Consider the following 12,266-nt stretch of genomic DNA (forward strand, 5'->3'; position numbering starts at 1 on the left):
TCACGGCAGATCAGTTGCAGCTCGCCGCGCCCTGATCGACCCAGACGGCGGCCTTGCCGGGCTCATCGCCCTTGGTCCAGTACTGGGCCTTCCACTTGCGGCCGTTGTGGCTGGTGACATCACCACCGTTGTAGACCACTCCGGCATCCCAACCCAGTTGCACCTGGCTCACCAGTTTCCACTGATCGGCGGTGCGGCTCGGCTCGTTGCCCTGGGTCCAATACTTGGCCTGCCACACCAGTTGCTTGTGGCTCACCTTGTCATTGGTGTTGTAGACGGTACCAGCACTCCAGGCAGGATGGTTGGCCGCATCCGGATCGCTGGCCTCGCAGCCACCACCTGTACTGGCCGGCTTGACGGTCAGGCGGGTAACGGCTGTGGCATCCAGCGCCCCGTCGGTGACCACCAGGGTCAGATCGTAGGCCGTGTCACTGGTCACGTTCGAGCCCGTGACCACCAGGGTCGCGCTGTCCAGACCGGTGGCGCTGAGCCCGGCCGGCACTGTCCACTGATAGCTCAGGGCATCACCATTGGGGTCGGAAGCGGTGGCCTTGATGCTCACCTGCTTGCCGGCCTCGACGGTCGCACTGGACGGTACGCTGACCACGGGGGGCAGGTTCGGCTGCGGCGCCTTGTTGGTGACCACCACCTGATCCTTGGCCGAGAGCCCCTGATCGTCGGTCACGGTCAGCTCGAACACCAGATTGATGTCGCTGCTGACGGCATCCAGTACCACACGGGCCTTGGCCTGGGTGGCATCCAGCAGGCTGGCCTGGGGTCCGGAGACCTGTTTCCAGCTGTAGGTCAGCGCCCCGTTTTCCGGATCGTGGGAGGCGCTGCCGTTGAGGGTCACCTCGGCCGGGCCGGTGGCACTCAGATCGCTGCCGGCATTGGCAACCGGCGGTTTGTTGACCGGCGGCAGCGTACCCTCGCCGTGGCCCAGCCCCTCGTGCATGGCGTTGAGGATGTCGCCGTTGTCCGCATCAATTTCCCAGGCGAACAGACCGCCGAGCTGGTTCGCCAGCACGTACTGCCCCTTGGCCTTGACCGAGCGGTCGTTGTCAAAGGTGATGAGGTCACCACTGCTGGCCTTGAAGACATAGGGGGCCTCGGCCGACTCGTCATAGCCCTGCTCCCAGCCTGCGCCCATGCGGTTGTTGACGATGTCGCGGTAATCCACCACGCCATTTTCCCAGGTACCGCTCACCGGTCCGGTGGCGGTGCCGGTGAAGGGGTTGCCGGCCTGGTAGTTCTTCACTCCGGTCCAGCCACGGCCATACATGGCCGCCCCCACCACAATCTTGCCCGGTGTCACCCCCTGACCCAGCAGCGCCTTGACGCCCTTGTCGGTGGTGTACTTGGTGGCCGGATCCCAGCTGGAGGCAAAGAGGTTGGTCTGGTGGGCCAGATTCGTCAGGTCGAAGGCGCCGCTGAAGTCGTAGCTCATCAGGAAGATGTGGTCCATGTACTGCTGGGCCGCCTGATAATCCACCTTGGCAATCTTGTCACCGCCGGCGCTGATGGCCGAGGTCAGCTCATACTGGCGGCCGGTCTCGGCTTCCAGTTCATCGAGCATGGCTCGCAACTCCTTCATCAGCACCACATAGGTGGTGCCGTCATTCGGGCCGCCCAGGCTGGGGTTGGCCCCCTGTCCGCCCGGGAACTCCCAGTCGATGTCCACGCCGTCGAAGAATTTCCAGGTCTGCAGGAACTCTTTGACCGAGGCGACGAAGGTATCGCGCTTGGTCTTGTCACCCAGGAAATAGAAGGGATCGGAGAGGGTCCATCCGCCGACAGACGGCAGGATCTTGAGGTCCGGGTGGGCCTGTTTGAGGGCCATCAGGTTGCCGAAGTTGCCCTTGTAGGGCTCATCCCAGGCGCTGAGGTTGCCCTGGGACATCTGGATCGCCGCCCAGGGATCATGGATGGAGACCTTGAAGTCTTCGCGGCCCGCACAGGAGCGCTGCAACGCCTCGAAGCTGCCCGAGATCTCTTTGAGGCTGTCGTTGATGCCGTTGCCACCGCAGATGGGGGTGAAGCCGTAGAGGATATGGGTCAGGTTCTGGGCCGGGATCTTGTCCACGGTGAACTTGCGACCATAGACCCCCCACTCCACGTAGTAGGCCCCCACCACCTTGCCGGACTTGTTGGCGTAGGGCTTGTTGTTCTCCTTGAGGGGCGCATTGAGCGGCGCCAGGTGGCTGCCGTCGGTATCGGCGACCATCAGCTCCTTCTTGTCGGAGAGGGTGCAGCCGTCGGCGTTGCACAGGGCCACCTGCATCTGGTAACGCCCCCCCTTGGTGACCTTGAAGTTGGCAGTACCCGCGGCGGAGGCCGGGCCTGACCACACCTCCTTGCCGTCGAGCAGTACCTTGGCAGTCTGTCCGACGTCACCGGACCAGAGGTTCCAGGTCACGCTGACGGGAGCGCCATCCTTGTGGACGGTCACCAGCTGGTTGTAGGCCGAAGCGGCCTGATTGACTTCAACGATGGCAAACTTGGTGGGGCCGGAGCCAATGGTGGGTTTGCCCGGGGCAGCGGCGAAGGCGGAGGTAGTGCAAAGCCCCCCGACCAGAAGCGCCAGCAGGGAAAGTTTTGGACTTAACATATTTGAACTTCCTTATTTCGTTATTGGAATTAACAACGAAAAAGGCAACGCAACCTGCCAGGTAACGCAGACAACATCGCAACCATGGCTTGGCCCATGGACGATACAACCTGTGGTGGCCCCGCTATCCTAGGTACGCAGACCCTTAGACCGGAAGCTTTGCGTCCCGGACTTTCATCCGGTTTGCCTTTTTGCACAACTTGATTTGCGACAAAAATAATCGCCGAATGACTATAGAGGAGAGTCGCCCGGGTGCCACCTGCCAAAAGTGACACCCAACAAGACTCAATTATCACCAAACTCGGAAAATGGCGACGAAAGAGGCACCATCATCGCCGATCATGACACCTGGATGGCATCCAGAAAATGTTCAGCCAATGCTCGATTCTGTGAGACCAGTCACTGAACCGGCATCAGCAGGCTGTTCATCAGGGCGCGCAGCTTGAGAGGTTTGACCGGTTTGCTCACGTAGCCAAAGCCGTGCTCACGGATCTGTGCCTGCAACTCGCTCTTGCGATCCGCACTGATGATGATGCCGCCGATACCGTTGCCATGGGCCAGCCTGATCATGTGCAACGCCTGCAACCCGGTCTTGCCGTCATCCAGGTGATAGTCCGACAGCACCAGCGCAGGCAGGAAGCCGCCGCCGATGATCTCTTCCGCCTGCTCCAGGCTCTGGGCACAGCGCACCTCGCAGCCCCAGCGTCCCAGCAGCGAGGCCATGGCGATGAGGATATCCTCCTCGTTGTCGATGCAGAGGATCCTGACCCCTTCCAGCTGGCTGTCTCGCAGGGCCGGGGTCGTCACCTGGCTGGGGATGACGGGCCGGGTCGCGAGGTTCAGGGTGATGGCAAAGACGGACCCCGCTCCGGGCCAGCTGCGCAGGGAGAGCTGATGACCCAGCACCAGCGAAATGCCGCGGGCGATGGCGAGCCCGAGGCCAAGCCCCTGCTCCCTGGCGGTGCGGGAGTGATCGAGGCGGGAAAACTCGTCGAAGATCGCCTCCTGCTTGCCCTCCGGGATGCCGGGGCCGTTGTCCCACACCTCGATGCGCACCTTCTCCCCCATGCGGCGACAGCCAAGCAGCACCCGACCGCCGGGGTTGTAGCGAAATGCGTTGGTGAGGAAGTTCTGCAACACCCGCCGCAGCAAGCGCACATCGCTGTAGACCGCAAGGCGGCTCTCCACCACGGAGAACTGGATCCCACCGGCCTGGGCCAGCACGCCGAATTCCGCCTTGAGATTGTCCAGCACATCGCTCAGGGCGAAATCGAGCTTCTTCGCCTTGAACTTGCCCGCCTCGAGGCGCGAGATGTCCAGCAGATCCGTGATGAGATCCTCGGTCGCCCCCAGGGCGTCGTCGATGTGGCGAGCGATACGGGCCGGTTCATCCTCCGGGGGCAGCATCTCCAGCAAGGAGGAGGTAAAGAGCTTGGCCGCGTTCAGCGGCTGGGTCAGGTCGTGGCTCACCGCCGCAAGGAACCGGCTCTTGGACTGGTTGGCCCGCTCCACCTGCTGGTTTACCAGCAGCAGTTGGCGGTTGAGTTCGGAGAGCTCGTGGGTGCGCTCGGCCACCCGCGCCTCCAGGTGCTCGTTCGCTTCCCGCAGCACCCGCTCCGCCGCCCTGAACGGGGTGATGTCGGTGAAGGTCATGACAAAGCCCCCCGCAGGCATGGGGTTGCCCTGCATCTCGATGACCCGGCCATCGGGACGCTCCCGCGCCGAGACATGGGGGCTGCCACGCTTCATGAAGGCAACCCGCCGCGCCACCTGGGCCTCGATGTCTCCCTGGCCGCACAACCCCTGTCCGGCGTTGTAGCGGATGATCTCCTCGATGGAACGGCCCACCTGAATGAGACCGGGGGGATAGGAGAACAACTCGATGTAGCGTCGGTTCCAGGCCACCAGCCTGAGCTCCCTGTCCACCACGGAGATCCCCTGCCCCATGTGTTCGATTGCCCCCTGCAACAGGCCGCGGTTGAAGCGGAACATGTCGGAGGCCTCGTCCACTATGGTGGCGATCTCCTCGAGCTGCATGTTGCGTCCCTGCAGGGCAGAGGCCAGCACCAGGCGGGCGGACGAGGTACCGAATACCCCCGCCAGCAGTCGCTCCGTGTGGGCGATGAGCTCGGCGGAGGCCTGCATCTGGGGCGCCAGGGTGCCTCCCCGTTCGCCCGCGAAGCGGCCGAAGGCCCGCTTGACGCGGCTGGAACCGACGAAGCGGGCCGCCAGCATCTCCAGCTCCTTCACCGAGACCCGCGCATGATAAAGCGCCGAGGTATCCCGGCTCGTCTTGCCGACGAAGTTGGCTGCCTGCAGCCGCTCACTCACCGCCGCCCGTGACAGCAGGGAGCCCGCCACATAGCCGGCGAGGTTGAGCAGAAGACTCAGGAAGAGGCACCAGGCCCCCAGGCTCAGATCCCGCACCGCCGGCCAGTCTGGGGGCGCCAGCAGGGCTTCGAGAGGGGAGCCAGCCAGCAGTCCGCTCTCCGCCAGCAGGGTCACGAACCAGAGGCTGACCCCGAGGGCGAGCCCGAGATAGACGCCCTTGCGATTGCCATGACGCCAGTACAGGCCGAGCAGCAGGGCCGGTGCGAACTGGGCCACGGCCCCGAACGAGAGATAGCCGATGCGCGACAGACTGGTGAGATCCCCGAGCCAGAGATAGAGCGCCCAGGCCGCCAGCAAAATCAGCAAGATGGCGCCCCGACGCACCTGCAGCAGCAACCGCATCAGGCGCTCGTCCCGCCCCTGTTGCCAGACCCGGCGCAGCAGGACCGGCAACACCAGATCGTTGCTCACCATGATGGCCAGGGCGATGGTGCAGACGATCACCATGCCGGTGGCCGCCGAGGTGCCGCCGAGAAATGCCAGCATCGCCATGCCGTCGAATCCGAGGGACATGGGGAGGCTTATCACATAGGTGTCCGAGGCCATATCTGCCCCGACCCACTGCTTGCCTGCCAGCGCCAGCGGCCAGATGAAGAGCCCCATCAGGAAGAGATAGAGGGGGAAGATCCAGCGGGCCCAGTGCAGATCCTGCCCCTGGTTGTTCTCCACCACGGTCACGTGAAACTGGCGCGGCAGGCAGATGACGGCGCACATGGCGATCAGGGTGTAGATGGCGAGCTCCAGCAGACTGCCCGGCGTCACCGCCACCACCGCATCGAGGAAGTCGCCCGCCACCAGAGTACGCGCCTCGCTCGGTCTGGCGATGATGAGCCAGAGCGCAAAGCCCCCCACCGCCATGAAGGCGAGCAGCTTGACCACGGACTCGAAGGCGATGGCCACCACCATGCCCCTGTGGTGCTCGGTGGCATCCAGGTTGCGGGTGCCGAATAGAATGCTGAACAGGGCCAGCAGCAGGGTGACCCCCAGCGCCAGCTCCGCCATGTTGCTGGTGGGACTGACCCCCGTGCTGTTGGCCATCAGCAGATCGAGCCCGGTGACGATCGCCTTGAGTTGTAGCACCAGATAGGGAAGTATCCCCATGACGGCGATGAGGCTGATCACCATGGCCAGGCGCTGGGACTTGCCATAACGAGCGGCGATGAAATCGGCGATGGAGGTGATGTGCTCGCGCTTGGCCACCAGGATGAGGCGGGCCAGCAGGCGCCAGCCAAACAGGAACACCAGCATGGGTCCCAGGTAGATGGGCACCGGCGACCAGGGGGATTCGCTGGCTTGGCCCACGGTGCCGAAGAAGGTCCAGGAGGTGCAATAGACCGCCAGCGACAGGCTGTAGAGCAGAGGCTGCCCCTTGGGGCGACGGCGCTTGTTCTTGTCCGCCACATAGGCGATGAGGAACAGCAAGCCCAGATAGGCGAGCGACAACCCGATCAGCAGCCATCCTTGGTGCATCTCTCTACTTCCCTTTTCCAGATAAGTCGGAGGTCTGCCGCGCCAGAGACCGGCAGACCTGTGTCATCGGCCCTGTTCAGGGCTCTCTTCACGCAGCCGCAACACGAAGACCGGCAGCACTACCAGCACCATGATAAAGAAGATGCCGCCCCCCAGCGGCTCGAACAGCACGCCGCAGATCGCCATCAGGGCCGCCACCGTCATGCCAAGGCCCAGGGCCGCATAGAGCGCCTGGGTGGGGATCTGCTGCTCCGCGGGCAACTGGCGGGTCATGAAGCGGATGGCGCCGAGGTGACTGACGCAGAAGGTGACCCCGTGCAGCAGCTGGCCGAGCACCAGCACCGCCAGGTCGGTAGAACTGCCGAGCAGCACCCAGCGCACCACGCAGCCAAGGGCCCCTACCAGAAACAGGGTCTGGGCGCCGAAGCGCTGGAGGAAGCGCTTGTCCGCGGCGAACATGGCGATCTCCGCCACCACTCCCAGAGCCCAGAGATACCCGATCAGGGTGCCGCTGTAGCCAGCGCTCTTCCAGTAGATGGCGCTGAAACCGTAGTAGGCCGCGTGGCTCCCTTGCAGCAGGGCGGTGATGAGCAAGAAGCGGCGCACCGGGGCCGACCTGAGCGTGACGAGCAGCGAGGCCTTGGCCCGCTCCCCTTGCAGCTCCCGGGGGGCGGGTCGCAGCGGCAGCAGGCTGAGCCCCAGCATGATCAGCAGCCCGGCCACCATGGTGTGCAGCACCCAGTCGCTGCCAAAGTTGCCCACCAGGGCCCCCACCAGGGTGGAGGCGACGATAAAGGCAAAGGAGCCGCACAGCCGCACCTTGCCGTAGTCGAGGTGGGTCTGAACCACCATGCGGGTGGCAAGCGCCTCTCCCATGGGCATCAGGGTCGGGTAGATGAAGTTGGCCGCCAGGGTCAGCACCACCAGCCACCAGAGGCTGTGGCCCAGATAGAAACCGAGGAAGGCCAGCAGACTCAGCAGACAGAGCAGCCGGGTGACGGGCAGCAACTGGCCGGCCCCCTTGACTCGCCCCATCACCATCAGGTTGCCGGCAAAGCGGATGGCCATGCCCACCCCCAGCAACAACCCTATCTGTTCAGTACTCACCCCGATGCCTTCCAGCCAGAGCGACCAGAACGGCAGATAGGCGCCATAAACGAAGTAGAAGGCGCCAAAAAACAGGGCTAACCAGGAGAACGCGGGCATAGAGGCTCGGGCTGCATGACAAGGGGCACAAATGATAACCGATTTCGGGGCGGGGATCCCCAGGCGGCATGACAGATAAAAACCATAAATATCAATAAAGTTGAACCTTTGTCACATCCCCCTGTCTATTGGGTAACACCGCTTCCTGATGAGTGTTGCAATCCTTCCACCCGCCCCTGGCGGGTTTCTTTTTTGCAGACGCCGACCTTCATGTCAAAAGGGGCCCGAGGGCCCCTTTTCCTGCATGCTGGTCCACGACCATCAGAACACGTACTTGACCCGTGCACTGAGGTTGCGGCCAGGCTCGGTCTGCTTGCTGGTATCCGCGGTGGCGGCAAGGCCGGTGATGCTCTCGTAGCTCACGTACTCCTTGTCAAACAGGTTGAATACCCCCACGTTGAGCTGCAGGTCCTGCACCGGCTTGAACTGGGCATAGAGATCCACCACGCCCCAGCCTGCGCTCTTGATGTTGTCGTTGCCTCGCGCATCCTTGCCCACCTTGTCCATGTCGTCGGCAAAGCGCAATGCGGTGTTGATGTTCCAGTTCGGCTGCTCCAGACGCACCCCGACGCTGCCGTTCAGGGGGCTCAGGCTGTTGATGTAGTTGCCCTCGCCATCCTTGCCCTCGATGTAGGCCAGGTTGCCCCAGACGTTGACCAGCTCGTTCAACCAGTAGTCCGCCTTGGCCTCGGCCCCCTTGGTGGTCGCCTTGTCCAGGTTCTGGTACTGATAGAGGGCGGTACGGCCTTCGGTGCCCACGGCCGTCAGCTCGATGAAGTCGTCGAACTTGTTGTAGAAGGTGGCCACTTCATAGCTGAACCCGCCACGGCTGCCGCGCACCCCCAGATCGATGCCGTCGCTGCTCTCTGGCTTGAGGTTCGGGTTGGGCTCGATGCGATAGCCATACGCCTGGTGGTTCAGGGTGGAGAAGGCGTTGTCATACATGGGCGCCTTGAAGCCGTGGCTGTACTGGGCGAACAGGTTCGCCGCCTCGTGCGCCTTGAACACCAGCCCCAGCTTGGGAGAGAACTCCCCTTCGGAGATCTTCTTCATGTTCTCGCCCGTGTAGGCGGGATCCTCATCCGGGGTCATCTTGTAGTAGTCGTAACGCACGCCCGGGGTCAGCACCCAGCGCTCGCCGAACTTGATCTCGTCAAAGGCCCAGAGCGCACTGCGCTCGCTGGTGGTGGAGGGGAAGCTCAGCTCGTTGTAGCCGACGAAGTCACCCGGAACGGTCGGCCCCTTGAAGCGGGTGCGCTCGTTGTCGGTGTGCTCGTATTCCAGGCCCCAGGCCAGACGCTGGCTGGCGAGCGCCTTGTTGAACTTCACCTGGGCGCCCAGGCTCTCCTGCTCGAAACCGTTGTGATCCAGGGAGTTCTTGGTCACATAGGGGTTGCCCGGCATGACCGGATACTTGGACGAAGCGTACTGATCCAGGGTCTGCTTGGCGCGGCTGTAGTAGATCTTGCTGTCCACGCGATCCGCCCAGGGGGCGTTCAGGGCGAGGCCATGATCCAGTACCAGGGAGAGGTTGTCGGTCTCCTTGTCGGTAATGGGCTGGTTGAAGACGGAGCCCGCCTTGGTCAGATCGATGGCATCCGGATCCTGCCCCTCGGTGAAGTAATCCACCGTCAGTTTCAGGAACTGATCATCGGAGAGATTCCACTTGCTCTTGAACAGCACGGCCTGGCTGACGATGTCGAACTCGTTCTTGTCGCCGTCATAATTCTGGGTGACACCGCCATCGCGCCAGGTGTAGCGCAGCAGGTTCTCGACTTCCCCGGTGCGCAGCGCCCCCGTGATGCCGGCCATTCTCTGGTGGCTGCTGGAGGCATAACCCGTGGTCGCATCCAGATAGCTGTCGCGGCCCTTGAGGAAATCGCCAGCATCCTTGGTGGTGATGGCAATGACGCCTCCCAGAGCATCAGAACCGTAAGCGGCAGAGGCCGGCCCTTTGGCCACTTCCACCTGCTTGATCATGTCGGTGTCGAAGTAGGTCTGACCCACGCCGCCATTCTTGTAGGCATCGTTCTGGCGCACACCGTCCTGCACCACCTTGACCCGGTTTTCGCTCATGCCGCGAATGGTGAAGGTCTGGGCATCTCCTGCGCCTCCCTGCACGCTCACCCCGGGCTCATAGCGGAACAGATCGGCGACGTTGCTGACGACCTGCTCTTCAATCTGCTCCGAGGTAATGACGGCGATGGGACCGGAAACATCTTCCAGCTTCTGTTCCATCCGTGAGCCGCTGACGACCATGACTTCATCGGCTTTCTTGTCTGCGGCGAAAGCGGGGGAGATCAGCCCGGCCGCCACGGCGAGGGCTATCAGGGAGGGGGTGTTGTTGTGCGCCACTGCAAAGTCCTTATTGAGAATTATTATCAAGCGGAAGGCATATTACCCCGCCAGAGATAAAGATCAATAATAAAGTGAATCATTCTCATTTCACTTTATCGTCATTCCCCCTTACACTGGCGCCACTTTTTGCTCGCCATGCCGCCATCCCATGGTGCAGCCTTTTCCCATCCCCTGTTTCTTGAGTGAGTAACCATGATCCGACGACTCCCCCTGCTCGCCCTGCCCCTGCTGCTGGCCGCCTGCGCCACCACGCCGCAGAACACCCCACCCGAGACCCTCTATCACGCACGGCTCGATACGGCCCAGGGGCAGGCGTTGACCTTCGAGCAGGTGGTGGCGCGGGTGGCGGATGCCGACATCGTGCTGGTGGGGGAGCTTCACACTCACCCGGCCATCCATCTGTTGCAGGCCCGTCTGCTGGCGGGGCTTGACGAGATGTCGCAGGCAGATGGCCGGGCCCTGGTGCTCTCCATGGAGCAGTTCAGCCGCGCCGATCAGCCGGTGCTGGATGCCTACCTGGCCGGACGCATCGGCGAATCGGCCCTCATTCGAGATGGCCATGCCTGGCACAACTACCAGAGTGATTACCGCCCTCTGGTGGAGTTCGCCAAGGCGCAACACCTGCCAGTGATCGCCGCCAATGCCCCCAAACCCCTGGTGAGCTGCGTCGGTCAGGAGGGACCGGCCTGGCTCGACAAACTGCCGGCCAATCGCCGCAGCCAGATTGCCCGCGAGCTGACTCTGGGGGATGACGGCTACCGCCAGAAGTTCATGGCCTCCATGCACCATGGGGATGCGGACGGCAATGCCCGTCGCTTCGCCGCCCAGACCAGCTGGGACGACACCATGGCCGAAAGCATGGTGGATTATCTGGGCAAGCATCCCGGCAGGCGCATCATGCATATCGCAGGCAACTTTCACGTGGAGGGGGGACTCGGGATCGCCAGTCGCATCGCCAGCCGCAATCCGGCACTCAAGGTGGCACTCATCGTGCCGCAAACCGGTGACGAGACAGCCCCCGGGAGAGACGCCGATGTCAGGGTCCGCATCGCTCCCCTGCCGGAACGCTGGCTAAATGCAAAGGAAATGAAGCAAGATATGGGCGCACTGCATCAATCCCGAAGCCGTGACTGCAGCCAATGGTTGCAACCCTCAAAATAGCCCAAGGATTTCATATGGATGTGTTACTCGTCGTCGACATGCAACAGGGGTTGTTCGATAACCCCCGCCATCAGGATGCCCAGGTCATCGCCAACATCAATCGTCTGGCCGATCGCGTGCGGGGCCAACACGGACGGGTCATCTATGTACAACACGACGAACCGGGTTCCGAGCTGGAACCTGGCAGTGCAGGCTGGCAACTGCACGCCGATCTGACCCCGTCTCCCCACGACAGCCGGGTGCGCAAGACCGCCTGTGACAGCTTCCTCGATACCGAGCTCGGCTTCCTGCTGGCAGAGCAGTCGGTAGACAGACTGCTCATCTGCGGCTGTGCCACCGACTTTTGCGTCGATACCACGTTGCGCAGCGCCGCCGCCAGGGGCTTTGACGCCTTTGCGGTGACCGACGCCCATACCACGGCGGACAGGCCGCACCTGAGTGCGGAGCAGATCATCCAGCACCACCACTTCATGTGGCGGCATCTGAGCCTGCCTCAAGGAAGAAGCGTGACCCTGCTCACGACGGATGAGCTGCTGGCCACCATTCAACCCGAGCGGGCGTGTTAAGCTGCCCGTCCTGATGTGAACACCCGATTGGAGTCTTGTGTGCGTCTACTCTCTGCCGTTGCCCTCACGCTGCTGTTACCGGCGCTCACCGCCTGCTCCGGCTTGCCGGGGGCGGCACCCGATGGCCCGGCCCCCCTGTTCCACACCCATATCAGCGACGACGGGAGCAAGCGCTTCACCTTCGAGGCCGCCCCTCTCGACGTCCTGCCAACCCGGTTGCAGGAGGGAGATGACAACCGGCTGAGCCGCCGCGACAAGAGCCTGCTGGAACGCCGGGAAGCCCTGCAGGACGAGCAGCTCACCCAGATGCTGGCTACGCGCAAGTATTGCCGAAGCGGCTATATCGTCCTCAGCCAGACCTCCTGGAAGATCCGCGGGGAATGCAACGAGAGCGCCACCCAGGCCGATCGCGATGCCTTCCCCAACCAGGCAGGCTGGCAGGAGTAACCCGGGACATAACAACAAAACGGGCAGCCCAGGCTGCCCGTTTTCTCATCTCGCTGATA

The 12,266-nt window shown here is 62.9% G+C and carries 7 protein-coding genes and 1 riboswitch; of the genes, 3 read left to right on the forward strand and 4 right to left on the reverse strand.

Annotated features, from left to right (window positions below; all coding sequences use genetic code 11):
* Positions 1-10: 10 nt before the first annotated feature.
* From ACB037_RS14930 to ACB037_RS14945, 4 genes are all read right to left on the reverse strand, one after another.
* The gene (locus ACB037_RS14930; protein WP_371175511.1) at positions 11-2,608 is read right to left on the reverse strand and encodes a glycosyl hydrolase family 18 protein; all 2,598 of its coding nucleotides are present in this window, start codon (positions 2,606-2,608) and stop codon (positions 11-13) included.
* A gap of 111 nt (positions 2,609-2,719) precedes the next feature.
* Positions 2,720-2,806, reverse strand: a riboswitch (cyclic di-GMP riboswitch).
* Between the two features lie 201 nt (positions 2,807-3,007).
* Positions 3,008-6,469, reverse strand: coding sequence for a PAS domain-containing hybrid sensor histidine kinase/response regulator (locus tag ACB037_RS14935; protein ID WP_010673234.1), 3,462 nt, complete (start codon positions 6,467-6,469; stop codon positions 3,008-3,010).
* A gap of 63 nt (positions 6,470-6,532) precedes the next feature.
* Positions 6,533-7,675 (reverse strand): 3-phenylpropionate MFS transporter, encoded by a 1,143-nt coding sequence (locus tag ACB037_RS14940; RefSeq protein ID WP_010673233.1) that lies wholly within the window; start codon positions 7,673-7,675, stop codon positions 6,533-6,535.
* 261 nt (positions 7,676-7,936) lie between these two features.
* On the reverse strand, positions 7,937-10,030 hold the full coding sequence (locus ACB037_RS14945; RefSeq protein ID WP_042881282.1) for a TonB-dependent hemoglobin/transferrin/lactoferrin family receptor: 2,094 nt from the start codon (positions 10,028-10,030) through the stop codon (positions 7,937-7,939).
* A 195-nt stretch (positions 10,031-10,225) separates the two neighbouring features.
* Between ACB037_RS14945 and ACB037_RS14950 the strand changes: the two genes are divergently transcribed.
* The 3 genes from ACB037_RS14950 to ACB037_RS14960 are packed head-to-tail and all read left to right on the forward strand — an operon-like array spanning position 10,226 to position 12,207.
* On the forward strand, positions 10,226-11,194 hold the full coding sequence (locus tag ACB037_RS14950; RefSeq protein ID WP_371175512.1) for a ChaN family lipoprotein: 969 nt from the start codon (positions 10,226-10,228) through the stop codon (positions 11,192-11,194).
* Between the two features lie 14 nt (positions 11,195-11,208).
* Positions 11,209-11,760 (forward strand): cysteine hydrolase family protein, encoded by a 552-nt coding sequence (locus ACB037_RS14955; RefSeq protein WP_048208276.1) that lies wholly within the window; start codon positions 11,209-11,211, stop codon positions 11,758-11,760.
* 39 nt (positions 11,761-11,799) lie between these two features.
* A complete protein-coding gene (locus tag ACB037_RS14960) occupies positions 11,800-12,207 on the forward strand; it encodes a hypothetical protein (protein ID WP_041211184.1) in 408 nt (135 codons plus the stop codon).
* The last annotated feature ends 59 nt before the right edge of the window (positions 12,208-12,266 follow it).

The organism is Aeromonas sp. S19(2024), assembly GCF_041402625.1.
Taxonomy (GTDB): domain Bacteria; phylum Pseudomonadota; class Gammaproteobacteria; order Enterobacterales; family Aeromonadaceae; genus Aeromonas; species Aeromonas caviae.

Excerpts from the sequence above, each read along its gene's own strand:
- ACB037_RS14930 (WP_371175511.1), bottom strand. The coding sequence starts at position 2,608 with ATGTTAAGTCCAAAACTTTCCCTGCTGGCGCTTCTGGTCGGGGGGCTT.
- ACB037_RS14940 (WP_010673233.1), bottom strand. The coding sequence starts at position 7,675 with ATGCCCGCGTTCTCCTGGTTAGCCCTGTTTTTTGGCGCCTTCTACTTC.
- ACB037_RS14955 (WP_048208276.1), top strand. The coding sequence starts at position 11,209 with ATGGATGTGTTACTCGTCGTCGACATGCAACAGGGGTTGTTCGATAAC.
- ACB037_RS14935 (WP_010673234.1), bottom strand. The coding sequence starts at position 6,469 with ATGCACCAAGGATGGCTGCTGATCGGGTTGTCGCTCGCCTATCTGGGC.
- ACB037_RS14950 (WP_371175512.1), top strand. The coding sequence starts at position 10,226 with ATGATCCGACGACTCCCCCTGCTCGCCCTGCCCCTGCTGCTGGCCGCC.